Annotated in this window: 11 protein-coding genes and 1 pseudogene; 10 read left to right on the plus strand and 2 right to left on the minus strand. The window is 63.8% G+C overall.

Annotated features, from left to right (window positions below):
* Positions 1–214 precede the first annotated feature (214 nt).
* Together ACPQ6D_RS13135 and ACPQ6D_RS13140 are read left to right on the plus strand one after the other, a co-directional pair.
* On the plus strand, positions 215–1,099 hold the full coding sequence (locus ACPQ6D_RS13135; protein ID WP_423224783.1) for an NAD(P)-dependent oxidoreductase: 885 nt from the start codon (positions 215–217) through the stop codon (positions 1,097–1,099).
* Entirely contained in the window at positions 1,099–2,187 is a 1,089-nt protein-coding gene (locus tag ACPQ6D_RS13140) for a lipid II:glycine glycyltransferase FemX (RefSeq protein ID WP_423224784.1), read from the plus strand. Before ACPQ6D_RS13135 ends, ACPQ6D_RS13140 begins: the two co-directional genes overlap by 1 nt.
* Before the next feature lie 97 nt (positions 2,188–2,284).
* On the opposite strand, the gene ACPQ6D_RS13145 is transcribed toward ACPQ6D_RS13140, so the two are convergent.
* The gene (locus tag ACPQ6D_RS13145; RefSeq protein ID WP_423224785.1) at positions 2,285–3,892 is read right to left on the minus strand and encodes a glycosyltransferase family 39 protein; all 1,608 of its coding nucleotides are present in this window, start codon (positions 3,890–3,892) and stop codon (positions 2,285–2,287) included.
* A 463-nt stretch (positions 3,893–4,355) separates the two neighbouring features.
* Between ACPQ6D_RS13145 and ACPQ6D_RS13150 the strand changes: the two genes are divergently transcribed.
* The 5 genes from ACPQ6D_RS13150 to ACPQ6D_RS13170 all read left to right on the plus strand — a co-directional run bounded on the left by ACPQ6D_RS13150 (position 4,356) and on the right by ACPQ6D_RS13170 (position 13,962).
* Positions 4,356–7,394, plus strand: coding sequence for a sialidase family protein (locus ACPQ6D_RS13150; RefSeq protein ID WP_423224786.1), 3,039 nt, complete (start codon positions 4,356–4,358; stop codon positions 7,392–7,394).
* A 354-nt stretch (positions 7,395–7,748) separates the two neighbouring features.
* Positions 7,749–8,558: a carbohydrate ABC transporter permease gene (locus ACPQ6D_RS13155; protein ID WP_423224787.1), complete on the plus strand. Its 810-nt coding sequence runs from the start codon at positions 7,749–7,751 to the stop codon at positions 8,556–8,558.
* Positions 8,542–9,456, plus strand: coding sequence for a carbohydrate ABC transporter permease (locus ACPQ6D_RS13160; RefSeq protein ID WP_423224788.1), 915 nt, complete (start codon positions 8,542–8,544; stop codon positions 9,454–9,456). Before ACPQ6D_RS13155 ends, ACPQ6D_RS13160 begins: the two co-directional genes overlap by 17 nt.
* Complete coding sequence (locus ACPQ6D_RS13165) at positions 9,456–10,736, plus strand: ABC transporter substrate-binding protein (RefSeq protein ID WP_423224789.1); 1,281 nt, start codon at positions 9,456–9,458, stop codon at positions 10,734–10,736. The genes ACPQ6D_RS13160 and ACPQ6D_RS13165 overlap by 1 nt, the downstream gene beginning before the upstream one ends.
* A 40-nt stretch (positions 10,737–10,776) precedes the next feature.
* Complete coding sequence (locus ACPQ6D_RS13170; protein WP_423224790.1) at positions 10,777–13,962, plus strand: hypothetical protein; 3,186 nt, start codon at positions 10,777–10,779, stop codon at positions 13,960–13,962.
* 354 nt (positions 13,963–14,316) lie between these two features.
* Here ACPQ6D_RS13170 and ACPQ6D_RS13175 read toward each other — a convergent pair.
* Positions 14,317–14,460, minus strand: a pseudogene (locus ACPQ6D_RS13175) (tyrosine-type recombinase/integrase); the annotation flags it as partial.
* Between the two features lie 290 nt (positions 14,461–14,750).
* Between ACPQ6D_RS13175 and ACPQ6D_RS13180 the strand changes: the two are divergent.
* The 3 genes from ACPQ6D_RS13180 to ACPQ6D_RS13190 all read left to right on the plus strand — a co-directional run.
* Positions 14,751–15,434: a hypothetical protein gene (locus tag ACPQ6D_RS13180; protein ID WP_423224791.1), complete on the plus strand. Its 684-nt coding sequence runs from the start codon at positions 14,751–14,753 to the stop codon at positions 15,432–15,434.
* 345 nt (positions 15,435–15,779) lie between these two features.
* Positions 15,780–16,094 (plus strand): hypothetical protein, encoded by a 315-nt coding sequence (locus tag ACPQ6D_RS13185; protein ID WP_423224792.1) that lies wholly within the window; start codon positions 15,780–15,782, stop codon positions 16,092–16,094.
* 5 nt (positions 16,095–16,099) lie between these two features.
* The coding region (locus ACPQ6D_RS13190) for a type II toxin-antitoxin system MqsA family antitoxin (RefSeq protein ID WP_423224793.1) at positions 16,100–16,346 on the plus strand (247 nt) is incomplete at its 3' end.

Genomic DNA, 16,346 nt, shown 5'->3' on the forward strand with positions numbered 1-16,346 from the left:
CCGGCGCTTCGGCTACTGCCAAAGTCGCCAGGGTGAGCTTGGCAAGGGTTGCAGCGATCGTTCGGCTGAGACCTCGGTCGAGTCGCTCGCGACGAAGTCTTAATCGCCCGACCCGACCCCAGTTTGAAAGGCGCCTGGACGCCCGCGCGGCGGTTGACGACGGGCGGCGGGTAGCTTATAATCCTTGCCAATCACCGCACACAGGAGTTTAGCTATGCAAATCGGCTTCATCGGCCTCGGCATCATGGGCAGCCGCATGGCCGCCAACCTACAAAAGGCGGGCTACAGCCTGGTCGTCCACAACCGCACGCAGGCGAAGGCGGAAGCTCTGCTAGGGGGCGGCGCAACCTGGGCGCAGTCGCCGGCCGACGTCGGTCGCCAGGTCCGTACGCTGTTCACCATGCTGGGAGATCCCCAGGCCGTGGAACAGACAGCGCAGGGCGCGGATGGTTTTCTGACCACGCTGTCCCCCGGCAGCCTGTGGGTTGATTGCAGCACCGTCAATCCGACGTTTACACGGCAAATGGCCGCGGCCGCGGCGCAGCGCGGGGTGCGCTTCCTTGATGCGCCGGTGGCTGGCAGTAAGACGCCCGCCGCGGCCGGCCAGCTCACTTTCCTGGTGGGCGGCAGCGCAGCCGATCTGGAGGAGGTTCGCCCCTACCTGGACGTCATGGGTCAGCGCATCGTGCCCATGGGCGAACAAGGCATGGGCGCGTCCATGAAGATCGTTCTCAACTCCCTCTCCGGCGGCGCCATGGCGGCCTTCGCTGAGGCCATGGCCCTGGGCCAGGCGTTGGGCCTGTCGCAGCCGGCGCTGCTCAATTTCCTGCTGGGCGGGCCGGCGGTGGCCGGCGTTGTCACCGGCAAGCGCAGCCGAATCGAGACCGGCCACTTCGACGACCCCGATTTTCCACTGACCTGGATGCGCAAGGACCTGCAGCTCGCCAGCCAGACTGCCTACGAGCATGATGTGGCGATGCCGCTGGTCAACGCGGCCAAGGAGGTCTACGCCCTGGCGGTGCGCTACGGGCTGGGTGAGGCTGACTTCTCTGCCATCTACCGCTTTCTGAACGTCACGCAGCGCGAATTTGAGGCGTGATGGTGACGCACTCCGCGCCGTCGCTGATGGTGCACGCAGAAACGGACGCGCAGCGTTGGAACGCAGCGTTAGCGTCGCTGCCCGCGCACCATGTGCTGCAGAGCTGGGAATGGGGCGAGATCAAACGCCAAACCGGTTGGTGGGCGCATCGTTTGCTGTTCACGCAGCAGGGCGCGATCGTGGCCGCGGCGCAGGTGCTGACGCGGCGCCTGGGCCGCGCGCCGCTGGCCGTGCAATACACGCCCAAAGGCCCCGCGCTCGATTATGCGGACCCGGCGCTGACCGTACAGGTGCTGGCTGCGCTGGAGGACTACGCCAGGCGCAGCCGCGCCATCTTCATTAAGATGGATCCTGACGTGCCCGACGACACCGCGCGCGGCCGCGCTATCTTGGACCTGCTGCGCCAGCGGGGCTGGCAGGCGGCGGCAGAACAGGTGCAGTTCAAGAACACCGCGCTGCTCGATCTAGCGGCGGGCGAAGAGGCGGTGCTGGCCGGCTTCAAGCAGAAGTGGCGCTACAATGTGCGCCTGGCCGGTCGCAAAGGAGTGACGGTGCGCCGCGGCTCGACAGCCGAGTTGGAAACTTTCTATCGCTTGTATGCCGAGACTGGCGCGCGCGATGGGTTCTTGATTCGACCGCTGGCCTATTACCGTGACGCCTGGCAGACGCTTTTGAACGGCCAAGGGCAGGTCGGGGGCTGCCTGCTGTTGGCGGACGTGGGCGCGGAGACGGTGGCCGGGCTCTTCATCGCACGCTTTGCGCGCACGGCCTGGTATCTCTACGGCGCTTCCAGCAGTCAGCAGCGCGAGGCCATGCCCAATCATCTGCTGCAGTGGGAAGCGATGCGTTGGGCGATCGCGCAGGGCTGCACGACCTACGACCTGTGGGGCGCGCCAACAGAGATGAGCGAAAGCGACGCGCTGTGGGGCGTCTGGCGCTTCAAAGAAGGATTTGGGGCTCGCATGGCTTCTCACATCGGCGCGTTCGATTTTGCGCCGTCGGCCTTGACCTACTACCTCTACACGGTCGCCATGCCCCGGGTGCTCAACTTGATGCGTCGGCGGCATCGCGCGACGCCGACCGCTTGAAAAAACCTCACCAAGACACAACGCGCACGAAGAACCGCTCTGTCTCTGTCTCTGTGTCTTCGTGCCTTTGTGTGAGATCTTCAACGGGCTTTCCATCTCACGGGACGCGCAGGATGCGGATCGTGGGGCCAGGACGACGCCATGGGTCAGGCGCGAACTGGATCACCAGGGGCAGCTCGCGCCAGAAACGCTCATAAGCCGCAACAAAGTCAGCGTAACGGGCCGGTTCGGCGTAGAAACGATCGTACATGTCGCTGCTGGCCGCAACGAACTGAGCGCCGCGTGTCCGGAAATAGTCCGGCGTGGATTGACCCAGGGTCGGCACCTCTTCCAGTTTGATCGTCGCGCTCCAGAAAAGCCCGGTGTACCATTCACTGCCCACCACGGTTTGCGCGGGCACGTGATCACGGAACCAGCGAATCGCCAGCACCTGCGTGTTGGGCTGCGCGCTTTGGAACGCGCGGCGCAGCGACGTGAAGGCCGGCTGGCTCAACGTCAGCAGGAGCAGCGCAGCCAGGCTAACAGTCAGCGCCAGGGGCATCTTGCGCCTAGATCGTGATCCACGCAGGTGGACTTCGTATGCGTTGCTGCGACTTCCACTCGCCTGCGCCGCGCCGCGGGCAATCGTCAGCACCCCTTGCGCTGTCCACAGCGCCACGATGGGCAACACCGGCACGAGCCAGTGATCCCAGCGCAAGTTCGACGCGCCGATGCCCAGCCAGTAGAGCAGCGGGAAAGCCGCCGCGATCCAGCCGCGCGCCGCGTTTCCGCGGCGCAGCCGGCCGACGGTCGCTGCGCCGAACGCCGCAGCGATCATCCCCGGCCAGCCAACCGCGCCGGGCAGGGCGACCGCCACATACCACCACCAGTTTTGCAAACCGGGCAGGCGCTCCGCGCCCGCATGACCACCCCGATTCTCGAAGAGCAGATTCGGAATGGCCGTTTGCCAGTCGAGGAGAACATAGGGCGAGGTGATGGCAAAGGCGGCGGCCGCGGCCAACGCGGCCAGACCCAGCGCGCCGAGGTCAGGCCTGCGCCCGCGGCCGGGGCGTGTGATCCAGGCGACAAGCCAGGCCGCAAAAACCACCCCGGTGGTGATTTTGGACGCCGCGGCCAGGCCTGTTGCGACCCCGGCCAGCAGCGCCCAACGACGCGTGGGGCGATCGGCAAAGCGGATCGCAGCGTAAACCGCCAAGAGGACGAAGAAGGCGGCCGGGGCATCGCTGCGCGCCCAGGTCGTCCATTCCCGGTGCATGGGGTTGACCGCGAGGAAGAGCGCGGCCAGCAGACCCAGGCGGCGGCCGCCCAGGCGCGTTCCCAGCCGCCAGACGAGCGCCACGGTGGCGACGGCCCAGGCAATGCTGAGCAGGCGCGCGGTCACGTAGAACAGCGTAGGATCGGCGCTTAGCTGGGCTTGCAGCGCCGCCGGCTGCGCCAACTGACCGGCCGCGTGGCCGATGACGTAGAGGAGACCATAGAGCAGCGCCAGCGGGTAGATGACGGTGGAGCCGGGGTGCCCAAACCAGTGCGGGTTGAGATCCCCGCTGACCACCATCTGCACCGCGGGATTGATGAAGGCGTTCTCACCGTCGCCGGTCAGCACGTAGGGCAGGCCAAACCAGAAGCCGTAGACGCGCAGCCCAAACGCCAGGCACAGCACGAGGACCAGCGCGCCGTAGCCCCGTGCTCGCGCGGCCTGGCTCACCTAACGATTCTCCGCCACATTGCCATCGCGTCGCCTACCCACGTTGCAGGAACGACAGCGGCGCACGGAGCTGGCTGACCATCGGCTGCGGTGGATAAACGTCCGCGCCCAGTGGGCCGGGGGCAAGGCCGATCTGACCGAGGAGGCCAAAATCGAAGAAGGAATTGTGGGAGACAAGTTGATCATCCGCGCCGCGAGTCTTCCTTTCCCATGGTCTTTGGCCTGGTTGCCGCCGGGGATTGCATTGGACAGCGCGCATTTTACCACAGCGCGGCCTGGCCGCGGAAGTTCGTGCGCAGCTTGGTGTTTTTTGGGCCTGCGGGCTTTGGTGCTACAATGTCCGCACTTGCCAACCAGTACGCGTCATGTCAAGCTTCACGGCTTGTGCGTCGCACGACCACGGCTGAGGGCAATCCGCCTCCCCATTTCCACCTATTTCATGAGCTGCAGGAGGAAACGTATTGTGAAACCGATCCGTATCGTCACGCTGTTTGCTGTTTTGGCTCTGCTGTTAGTCCCATTGGCAGCCAACGCAAACCCACCCGCGACCGCCGCGCAACCAGCGCCGGCCAGTTCCACTTCCCCCCAATCCAAAACACCCGATGCGCCCTGCGCCTTGCTCGATGATGCGACGGCGCGTGGGCTGATGTCTGGCATGTTCGAAACCAAGCTACTCATCGCCTGTGGACGTCAGAACGAACTGGGCCAGGTCAAGTCCGACGCCGCGTCGGCCAGCCAACCGGGCGTTCCCTTCCTGGGCGCTGATGTCCTGGTGAACAACCCGGCCCTCGACACCGGCGGCACCTCGCACACCCAGAGCGAAACCACCATCGCCCGTAACGAGACCACCGGTACGATTTGCTCGGCCTACAACGACTCGTACAGCGGCGTCGTCCAGGGCATCGGCTATGCTGGCTTTAGCCGCTCAACCAACGGCGGCGTCAGCTTCACCGACAACGGCGCGGTGCCGGCGGCCGGCGGCGGCCAATCCTTCGGCGACCCTAGCCTGGTTTGGCGCAAGTCTGATGGCCTCTTCTACATCACGTCGCTGCACACCAACGGCCTGGGGCTGTGGAAGTCCACCGACGACTGCGCCACCCTCACCTGGGTCGGCATGGCCCATTCGGGCGCGAACGATGATAAGGAACTGATGGCGGTTGACAACAACCCGGCCAGCCCCTTCTACGGTCGCATGTACATTGCCTGGACCGACTTCACCGATTCCCGGATTCGCGCAATCCGCTCGACGGACGGCGGCCTGACCTGGTCAGCGCCGGTCATCTTGAGCGCGGCCAGCACGGACGTACAGGGCGCCTGGCCCACGGTCGGCCCTAACGGCAACCTGTATGTCTCCTGGGTGCGTTGGAACCCCTATCCCAACGGCCCCATCAACATCGAAGTCGTGCGCTCCACCGATGGCGGCGCCACGTTTGCTGCCACGGCCAACCCGCTGACCGGCGGCATCAACCCGCAGGCGTCTGGCCCAACCGCAAGCTGCGGCCGGCCCGCACTGAATGGCAACATCCGCTACCTGCCCTCGCCGCAGATCACGGTGTCGCCTAACGGCAACGTGCACGTCGTTTACAGCCGCGACCCGGACGGCCTCAACACCGGCGACGTGATTGACGTCTACTACCGCCGCTCAACCGACAACGGCGCCACCTGGGGCGCGGAAGTCAAACTGAACGACGACGCCACGACCCGCGACCAGTTCTTCCCGACCATCAGCGCCGGGCCAACAGGCCGCATCGTGGCTACCTGGTATGATCGCCGGCTCGACGCTGGCAACCTGCTTTTCGACTACTACATGCGCGTTTCGCATGACGGCGGCGTCACCTGGCAGGCAAGCCAGCGTGTGAGCGATGTCTCGTCGCCGGTCTACATTGACCCCAGTCTGGCAGCCTGCTACCACGGCGATTACGATCAGCAGCTTCAGGATGCCGGCTTCGGCTACATCCAGTGGTCCGATGATCGCAACATTCAAAGTGCGCACCAGGACCCCGATGTCTGGTTCGACAAGGAAGCCTTCGCGCCGGATTACACGTTGGATGTCACGCCGGCCTCGCAGGCCGTCTGCGCACCGGCCAATGCGACCTACACGGTAAATGTCGGCTCGGTCCTGGGCTACGTGGACCCCGTCACGCTCGGCGTCAGCGGCAACCCGGCCGGGACAACCACCGGTTTCAGCACGAATCCGGTCACCCCGCCCGGCGCCAGCACCCTGACCATCGGCAACACCGGCGCGGCTGCAGCCGGCAGCTATAACATCACGGTTTCGGCCACTTCGACCTCCGGTCCGAAGTCCGCCGGCGTCGTCCTCAATCTGTACACCGCCGCGGCCGGCCAGCCAACACTGACCGCGCCCGCCAACGGCGCGACCAACGTCTCCGCCACGCCAACCTTCACCTGGAACGCGGCGACTCAGGCGGCCACCTATAGCATCGAAGTGGCGACGGATGCCGGTTTCACGAATATCGTCGCCTCGGCCAGCGGCCTGACAGGGACCACCTGGAGCGGCGCCACGTTGAACACCAGCACGATGTACTACTGGCGTGTGCAGGCGACCAACGCCTGCAGCGCCGGCAACTATTCCGCTGTCTTCAGCTTCACCACCGTCGCGGCCCCTGGCGACTGCGGCCCCGGCACGACGGCCAACATCCTCTACCAGTACGGCTTCGAAGCCGGCGCCAGCGGCTGGACGCACAGCGCCGCTGCAGGCACGGACAGTTGGGCGATCATCACGACGAACCCGCACAGCGGCACGTCGCACTACCGCGGCCTCGATCCGGCCACGGTCTCTGACCAGCGGCTGGTCTCGCCGGCCGTCGCGATTCCCAGCGGCCAGAACCCCGTGACGCTCAAGTTCTGGCACTTGCCCAACCTGGAGAACAGCGGGACGACCGCATGCTACGACGGCGGCATCCTGGAAGCGACGACCAACGCCGGCACGACCTGGACGCAGGTGGCGAACGCCAACCTGCTGGTTGGCCCCTACACCGGCGCGGTCTCCGCCAGCTTCGGCAACCCGCTGGCCGGCCTACAGGCCTGGTGCAACGGGACCGTCTACTTCCAAACCATCGCCGACGTCAGCAGCCTGGCCGGGCAGACCGCGCAGTTCCGCATGCGCCTCGGCTCCGACACCTCGGTGAGTGATGTGGGTTGGGACATTGACGATGTGACGGTGCAGAGCTGCCAGCCGGCGCAACCGACCGCGACGCCGACGGCGACGACCGTGCCGCCCACCGCCACCCCGACGTCAACGGCGGTGCCGCCAACCGCGACGCCGACGGCGACCGCTGTGCCGCCCACGGCGACGCCGACGGCGACGGCTGTGCCGCCCACGGCCACCCCGACCGCAACGCCGACGACCCCGCCGACCGGCGTGGAGTTGAGCAGCCTGAACCGCGGCGCAGGGTCGAGCAACCTGTGGCTGCCGCTGGCTCTCGCCCTCGTGCTGCTGGCTGTGGCGGGCATGGCGCTGCGCCGGCGCACCGCGCGTTAAGCGCATACAAAATCACGGGGTCTGACTGATTGTGGCCGCCGGCTTCATCGCCGACGGCCATGCGCCAGCCATCCCTGTTCAGTTTCATGCATGGCGTTCTGGCCTGGTTCATCTTCAGGCCAGAACGCCCATCACCTGTGAGCGACTAGCGGCTTCGGGTGATGTCATTGGCGCCACATCAAGCGCCGCACGGTCCATCACATGTCCGGGGTAATTAGCGTGTCTTCGACAGATCAGCGGCCCACTCGCTCTCAAACACCGCGCATTGTTCAAGGGCCAAAGATCTGGTCGCTTCTTTCGTACGAAACCCAGACCCGTCTCTTTTTGGTTCCCTTTTTTCTTGGCTCCCTGATCTTGATCGTCCTTCCCGCCCTGATTACCCTGGTCGTAGCTTTCACCAAGTACAACGCCATCCAGCCGCCGATCTGGATCGGCCTGGACAACTTTCGGGCGCTGCTGGCTTCGCCGCTGGCGCGGCTGTCGCTGCGCATCTCGCTGCAGTTCATCTTCCTGGCTGTGCCGCTGCGTTTGATCGGCGCGCTGCTGCTGGCGCTCTTGCTGCAGCGGGGCGGTCGCCTGTTCGGCGGACTGCGCGCCGTGGTCTTTCTGCCGACCATCCTCCCCGAAGGCGCCTACGCACTGATCTGGCTGTGGATCCTCAACCCGCTGTATGGCCCCTTGAACGCCGTGCTGCACGCCGTGGGACTGCCAACGCCTGACTGGCTGCTCAACCCAACGACCGCGCGGCTGAGCATGGTGCTGATGGCGCTGTTCACCATTGGCGAGGGGATGGCGCTGCTGCTGGTTGGCCTCAAGACCATTCCTAGGGTATACTATGAGGCGGCACGTGTTGACGGCGCGAACGCCTGGCAGTCCTTCTGGCGCATTTCCCTGCCGCTGCTCACGCCGTGGCTGCTGATTCTGACGTTTCGCGATATCGTGGTCAGCCTGCAGAATACGTTCACGCCGTCCTTTGTCATGACTTACGGCGGCCCCTATTACGCCACGACCTTCGTACCGCTGATGCTTTTCGAACTGGCCTTTGACCTCTTCGATTTTGGCGTGGCCGCGGCGATGACCGTGGTTCTGTACTTGTTGACCAGCCTGTTGGTGGTGGGCATTGTGAACCTGGTTGGACTAAACAGACATGACGACGTCGCCTGAACCGGCCGAAGAGCATGTCCCAGCGCCGCCCGCAATCGCCCGCGCGGGCCAAGCGCCGCGTTCTAGGCGAGAAACTACCCGCTTTGTCGTTTTGGCCGTGGTCGGAGTCGCCGTGGCGGTTGTGTTCGTTCTGCCGCTCTTCTGGATGGCGGTCGTGTCGCTGCGGCCCGTGGGACTGCCGCCCCCCCGCACCGTCGAGTGGTGGCCGGCCGATCCGCAGTGGGGCAACTACATCGAGATTTTTCGCCAGGTGCCGATGGCCCGTTACCTGCTCAACTCGGCGCTGGTCGTCGCGGTCTCCGTGCCGCTGACACTGCTCACTGCGTCGCTGGGCGGATTTGGCCTCTCGCAGCTGCGCGATCCCTGGCGCAGCCGCCTGGTGGTCGCCGCCGTTTTTCTGCTCATGGTGCCGCCGTCAGCCGTCTGGCTGTTCCGCTACCAAATGCTGAGTTGGGCCGGCCTCTTGCGCACGATATGGTCGTTGATCCTGCCGGCCTTTGCCGGCGGCGGGCCGCTGCTGGTGCTGATCTTCTACTGGACGTTCCGCCGCACGCCGGTCGAGATGTACGAGGCGGCGCGGCTCGAAGGCGCGGACGCTTGGACGGCCTACCAGGAGCTTGCCATGCCCATGGCTCGACCAACGGTGGCCGCGGTCGTTATGTTAGCCTTCGTTCTGTTCTGGAACGACTTTACCAACCCGGTGCTCTATCTGTACCGGCCGCAGACCTACACCCTGCCGATCGGCGTGCAGATTCTCAAGCAGCTCGATGCAACGAACTGGCCGCTGTTGATGGCCGGGGCCACCTTCATGACCATCCCGATCATTGTGATCTTCTTTGTCTTGCAGCCGCTCTTTCTGAGCGACAACTCCATCGCTTCACTCTTGGAGAAAAGCTGATGCGCAAACTGATTCTGCTGTTGTTCACTCTGTTGTTGATGGCGCCGGCCCTGGCGGGCTGCGCCACCGCGCCGATCCAGCACTCGACTGCGTTCATGGTCTCCGGCAGCAAAGAGGAGTACGATGCTTACCAGAAGCTCGTGGACTCCTTCCAAACCGCCAACCCGGCCTACAAAGTGGAACTGCGCTACGTGCCGGACGATGCCGATTATCTGCGCCGCCTGGCGGCCGATTTCGCCGCTGGCGCGCCCGCGGACGTCATGCTGCTCAACTACCGCCGCATTGCCCCGTTCGCCGATGAAGGCGCGCTGGGGGCCGTTGGGCCGTATCTCGCCAAAAGCCAGGTGATCAAAGAAGGCGATTTCTATCAGCCGGCCCTGGATGCGTTTCGCTACAAGGGCGAGCTGTGGTGCCTCCCGCAAAATGTATCCAGCCTGGTGATCTACTACAACAAGGCGCTGTTCGACGCCGCCGGCGTGGCTTATCCGGCGAATGATTGGACGTGGGCCGACTTCGTGGCCGCCGCGAAGGCGTTGACGCTGGACAAGAACGGCGACGGCGTCACCGACCAGTATGGCGTTGGCATTGACCCCATCCTCTACCGCCTGGCCCCCTTCATCTGGCAGGCCGGCGGCGAGCTGGTGGACAACCCCGCCAACCCGACGCGCCTCAGTCTGGACAGCCCGGCCGCACGCCTGGCATTCCAATGGTTCGTGGACTTGCAGGTCAAGGAGAAGGTCGTTCCGGACGCGGCCGCCGAGGCTGCGCAGGACAGCCAGAGCCGCTTCCTCAGCGGCGCGCTGGGCATGTACTTCAACAGCCGGCGGTCGGTGCCGACCATGCGCACGATCAAAGATTTTGATTGGGACGTGGCGCCGCTGCCCCGTGGGGCGCAGCCGGCCAGCGTCCTCCACAGCGACGGCTATTGCATGGCCGCTAAAAGTAAGGACAAGGAGGCAGCCTGGAAATTCATCGAATACGCCAACTCCGTCACAGGCCAAGAAATTGTGGCCCGCACCGGCCGCACCGTGCCATCGCTGCGCGCGGTGGCCGAGTCAGCCAGTTTCCTTGACCCGGCCCAAAAGCCGGTCCACAGCCAGGTGTGGCTCGACGCCGTACCCACGCTGCGCACGGTTCCGGTCATGTCGAATTGGCCGGCCATCGAAGACGCCGCCAGCAAAGAAGTCGAGCGCGCATTCTATGGCCAAGCATCTGTGGAAGAGGCCGCCGCAGCGGCTTCAAACCTAACCCAATCCCTTTTCAAGAAATCCGCCCCGTAAGAGAGTTCGCAACCTTGTTCGTGAGTAGGAGGAATAGTACATGAAGTACGCACGTAAGTTTTTCGGCGCCATCGCCATTCTGATGGTCGTGAGCCTGGTCTTCTGGCTGCCGGCTGATATGGCGAGCACCAGGCCCATCGCCGGGCAGCGCAGCGCGGTCAGTCCGCTTGGCGCGACGCAGCAGGAGACGCCCGTCGGTGAGTTCACCGCCAGCGATCCTGTCACGCCCGTCCTGACGTTGGCCGCACGCGACCTGCCAGCGCCCGTGATCATGCCTACGCTTGATCGCGAGATCAATCCGCGCATGAACTTCAACGCCAACCTTGACCCCAACTTCGACGTGAAGGGTGGCCCAGACCCACTGTTGCCGGTGCAAGCCGCGGCGCCAGCCGCCCGGCCCGATGCCTTCGGCACTCCCATCTTCAACTTCAACGGCCAGGGCTACACCTTTGTCAACCCACCGGACACGGTGGGCGACGTCGGCGCCAATCATTACGTCCAAATGATCAACGCCACGAACGTGGCCGTCTACAACAAGACCACCGGCGCCTTGATCCAGGCCTTTCCCCTCACGTCCCTGGGCGGCTGCGCCACCGGCAACGGCGACCCAGTCGTCCTGTATGACCAACTGGCCAACCGTTGGTTCTTGAGCGAATTCGGATCGGGCAACGCGCTGTGCGTTTACATCTCGCAGACGGCCGATCCGTTGGGCGCGTACTACTCGTATTCGTTCACCATGCCCAGCTTCCCCGATTATCCCAAGTACGGCGTGTGGGCGGATGCTTATTACGGAACTGCGAATGAAACCAGCCCCTCCGCCTTCGCGCTGGATCGCGCCAAGATGCTGGCCGGCCTGCCGGCCACCTTCCAGCGCTTCACGGTCACTGCGCTCTCGGGCTTTGGTTTTCAGGCGTTGACCCCCGCCGATTTGGATGGCATGACCGCGCCGCCCGCTGGCGCGCCTGACTACATCATGCGCCACCGCGACACGGAAGCGCATGGCCCCACCGGTTTGCCCAACAGTGACATCCTGGAAATCTATGCTTTCCACATTGATTGGACCACCCCGGCCAATTCAACGTTGACCAAGCTCACCGACATCACGACGGCCGAGTTCGACTCAACGCTTTGTGGACTCTCATCCTTCTACTGCATGGGGATGCCGGGCGTTGCGCAGGGCAGCACCTCCTCGCTCGACCCGATTCGTGAAGTGATCATGAACCGCCTGGCCTACCGCAACTTTGGCGACCATGAGACGCTGGTCGGCAATTTTGTCACTGACGTCGGCAACAACTTCGGCGGCGTGCGCTGGTTCGAACTGCGCAAGGTCGGCGCGGGCGCCTGGAGCCTCTACCAGGAAGGCACCTACGCGCCCACCACCACGGACAATCGCTGGATGGGCGGCATCGCCATGGACGGCGCGGGCAACATCGCGCTGGGCTATAATGTCTCCAGCAGTACGATCTATCCCTCGCTGCGCTATGCCGGCCGTTTGGCCTCAGACCCGCTGGGCACGCTGCCGCAGGGCGAGTACACCCTGGTCACTGGCGCAGCCGCCAACGGCAGCAACCGCTACGGCGATTACGCCGCCATGAGCGTTGACCCGGTGGATGACTGCACCTTCTGGTTCACGGGCGAATGGAACTCTACCAGCCAGTGGAGCACACGCATCGGCGCGTTCAAGTTCGATGCCTGCGGCACGGCTGACTTCACCATTGCCGCCACGCCCGCCACCCAGGACATCTGCGTCGGCGCCAACGCAGCTTACACCGTGAACATCGGCAGTATCAGCGGCTACAACAGCCCCGTGACCCTGAGCGCCTCCGGCAACCCCGGCACGGCTGGCTTCAGCACCAACCCGGTCACCCCGCCCGGCGCCAGCACCATGACCATCAGCGGCGCGGCCGCCGGCAGCTACAACTTCAATGTCGTCGGCACGGCCGCCGGCCCCAATGTCCACCAGGCCGCGGTTGGCCTCACCGTCCAGGCGGCTGCGCCTGGCGTGCCGGCCCTCACCGCGCCCGCCAACGGCGCGACCAACGTCGCCGCGACGCCGACCTTCACCTGGAACGCGGCGACCGGCGCATCCACCTATGACATCCAGGTCGCAACTGACGCCGGCTTCAGCAACATCGTCGCCTCGGCTACCGGCCTGACCGGCACCACCTGGAGCGGCGCCACGTTGAACACCAGCACGATGTACTACTGGCGCGTGAAGGCCAACAATGCCTGCGGCGCCGGCAATTACTCAGAGGTCTTCAGCTTCTCCACCGTCGCGGCCCCTGGCGACTGCGGCCCCGGCACGACGGCCAACATCCTGTACCAGTACGGCTTCGAGGCCGGCGCCAGCGGCTGGACGCACAGCGCCGCCGCAGGCACGGACAGCTGGGCGATCATCACGACCAACCCGCACAGCGGCACGTCGCACTACCGCGGCCTCGATCCGGCCACGGTTTCGGATCAGCGGCTGGTGTCGCCGGCCGTCGCGATTCCCAGCGGCCAGAACCCCGTTACCCTCAAGTTCTGGCATGTGCCGAACCTGGAGCCGAGCGGCGCCACCGCCTGCTTCGACGGCGGCATCCTGGAAGCGACGACCAACGGCGGCACGACCTGGACGCAGGTGCCCAACGCCAATCTGCTCGTCGGCCCCTACCGCGGCCTGGTCTCCGCCAACTTCAGCAATCCGCTGGCCGGTCTGCAGGCGTGGTGCGGCACGACCACCTACATCAACACCATCGCCGACGTCAGCGGCCTGGCCGGGCAGACCGCGCAGTTCCGCATGCGCCTCGGCTCGGACAGCTCGGTCTCCAACCCCGGTTGGGACATTGACGATGTGACGGTGCAGTCATGCCAGCCGGCTGACCCCACGGCCACCCCCACGGCGACGGCTGTGCCGCCGACCGCGACGCCGACGGCCACCCCAGTGCCGCCCACGGCGACGCCCACGAACACGCCAGTGCCGCCCACCGCGACGCCGACGAACACGCCAGTGCCGCCGACCGCGACGCCGACCAACACGCCGGTGCCGCCGACCGCCACTCCAACGGCGACCCCTGTGCCGCCCACCGCGACACCCACCGCGACGCCGACAACCCCGCCGACCGGTGTGGAGTTGAGCAGCCTGAACCGCGGCGCAGGGTCGAGCAACCTGTGGCTGCCGCTGGCTCTCGCCCTCGTGCTGCTGGCTGTGGCAGGCATGGCGATGCGCCGCCGCACGGCGCGCTAAATTGGGATGGTTCCGCTGTCAACCCTGACTGAAGGCATGGACAGGGTTCACAGGATTGGACGGATCGTTGGCCGTCTGGACCGCGCGTTTGGTTCGTGACGGAAGAAGAAAAGATAGTCCATGAAACAAGGCGCCGGTGGAAAACCACCGGCGCCTTCGTTATGCCGCGTTGACCTGGTGTGTGAGACGATCGTTCAAATTTGGAACTGCTGTTGGCGGATGCGAGGCGTTGACAAATGAGGGAACAGGGAATAGAATAACGATAGTGGCAGAGCCATGATCCATTCCGCACCTGGTGGGGCGACATGACATTCCGTAGACGATTTACTGCGTAGACGTTGACCTGTCACAGCCTCAACGATCCAATGGACTACGGACGCCACAACCGCCGCGGTTGAGGATATGGGTATAGGTCATCGTCGTTTTGAGATCCTTGTGACCCAGGAGTTCCTGCACGCTGCGAATGTCGTAGCCATCTTCGAGCAGGTGGGTGGCAAATACGCTGGGGCTTGCCATCAAGCGCCATGCCTATAGGCAATAATGAAAATAGTACGTGAAAACTCGCGTCGCCGCGGATGGAAAGACATATCAGAAATTACCTGGGATACTCAACCGCAGCCGTGGGAATTTGCTCCACTGGGGGGTTCTAGGCCGTCGCGGCGTAGAACCTGGGTTTCGGATTTCAGCCGCAGGTGCGGTTGAATTATGAGTTAGGCTGGCATACCGATACCAGCGGGCAGCAGTGGGATAGATGTTCCTGCTCCGTTTATCAGCGAGAGAAATGCCGGATGTATATTGATCCAAAGAGCCTGATCGCTGAAATTCCGGCGCTACAGGTGCGTGACTTTCTGAAACCGTTACACGATTGTCAGTGGACGAGGAATTACCTAGCGCAACGCGTAGGCTTATCTGATGCAGTTGCCGAGAATCTCATCCTCGAACTGTTGAGCCTCGGCTATATCGAAGAAACGGACAGCTACTCTGATCAGCACCATTATCAAAGAACACTTGCTGGCGGCACTTTCTCGCTAGCGTCAGCTGCCCGTCCGTTGACGCGCCAGACCGCCCAGAAGAGATTAGCGGAGTTTCTTGATCGAGTTCATGCCGTGAACGCTGATGAGGGTTTTGTATACTGCGTGCGTAGAGTGCTTGTTTTCGGCAGTTACCTCACGGAGCAGGAGCGCATCAACGATATCGATATCGCTGTGGAGTTGGTCTTCCGAGAGCGCGATCCAAAGAAACGCGAGGCGGCGATTCAAGCCCGCATCCGTCAAGCCTACAAAACAGGGCGGCAGTTCTCAGGCTTCGTCGATGAGTTTCAATGGCCTTACAACGAGGTGTTGCAGTTCCTGAAGTCGCGGTCAAGAGCAATCAGTCTGCACACAACTGATGATGCTATTCTCAAGCAAGCGCATTCGCAAATCGTTTTTCAGGCCGATTCACCAGACGACATTATCGAACAGCATGATTGAGTTGACGGGCGCATTGAGGTTGAGGGCGGGTTTGCCATCATGGGCAGCGGGTCTCGTTTTGCGGGTCTGGTGCTGGGGCACCGGCCTAACATTAGTTCCAGGTGACGGCTGCGCCGGGTGGAGCTCGCCGGATTGCAGGTTGTGTGCGGCGCAGCCGCATCTGAACTTTGCCGTTAGGCAGCCCATCCAACAACGCGAGTCAACCACCAGGAAGACGCACGACTTGCCGTCAAAGTCAACACGCGACGCTTCGTTTTCCTCCAAACTGTGATACAATGACACCATGAAGCGGTGCCGTGCCAAGTCACCGCGAGCCGTGAGGTGAAGAAGTATGGTGTGTCATTTATGAGCAGCGACATTCTCCGCCGCATCAAACGTGCGGTGCTGGCTGGCAACTATGCCTTCAGCGAAAAGGCGCTCCTCGAAATGGAGGCCGATGGCCTGACGGAGTTGGACATCGCCGAATCCATTCTGAATGCCGTCGCCATCTACAAGACGCTCCGGTCGCAAAGCCCCTGGCGGCAGCAACGCGTCGAGTACTTGCACATCATTCAAAGCACTAATCTCGATGGTTTGATGATCTACAGCAAAGGCAAATTGGTCGAGGAAGCGGGTGTCGAGCGGTACTACTTCCTGATCTCATCCAAGAAGGCGTTGTAAAGCCCATGAAACTAAACATTACGCACTGTCCGACGTGTGGCAGCGACCAAATCAAGCCCGTTTGTCGGGACTGGACAGGCGCATACCGCGGCCAGGCCTATGTCGTACCCGCGTTGACCTTCTACGAATGTCCCGTGTGTGGCGAACGGGTCTTTGACCGTGAGGCGTTGGGTCAGATTCAAGCTGCCTCGCCAGCCTTCGCCAAACGGCCGTCGAAGGCGCGTACGCCGAAAACGGCGCGTACGCACGCAC

This window comes from Candidatus Amarolinea aalborgensis (genome assembly GCF_900491745.1).
Lineage (GTDB): Bacteria > Chloroflexota > Anaerolineae > SSC4 > Amarolineaceae > Amarolinea > Amarolinea aalborgensis.

Bases quoted from the DNA above. Each gene is read 5' to 3' on its own strand.
- ACPQ6D_RS13185 (WP_423224792.1), top strand. From the start codon at position 15,780: ATGAGCAGCGACATTCTCCGCCGCATCAAACGTGCGGTGCTGGCTGGC.
- ACPQ6D_RS13135 (WP_423224783.1), top strand. From the start codon at position 215: ATGCAAATCGGCTTCATCGGCCTCGGCATCATGGGCAGCCGCATGGCC.
- ACPQ6D_RS13140 (WP_423224784.1), top strand. From the start codon at position 1,099: ATGGTGACGCACTCCGCGCCGTCGCTGATGGTGCACGCAGAAACGGAC.
- ACPQ6D_RS13170 (WP_423224790.1), top strand. From the start codon at position 10,777: ATGAAGTACGCACGTAAGTTTTTCGGCGCCATCGCCATTCTGATGGTC.
- ACPQ6D_RS13165 (WP_423224789.1), top strand. From the start codon at position 9,456: ATGCGCAAACTGATTCTGCTGTTGTTCACTCTGTTGTTGATGGCGCCG.
- ACPQ6D_RS13160 (WP_423224788.1), top strand. From the start codon at position 8,542: ATGACGACGTCGCCTGAACCGGCCGAAGAGCATGTCCCAGCGCCGCCC.
- ACPQ6D_RS13180 (WP_423224791.1), top strand. From the start codon at position 14,751: ATGTATATTGATCCAAAGAGCCTGATCGCTGAAATTCCGGCGCTACAG.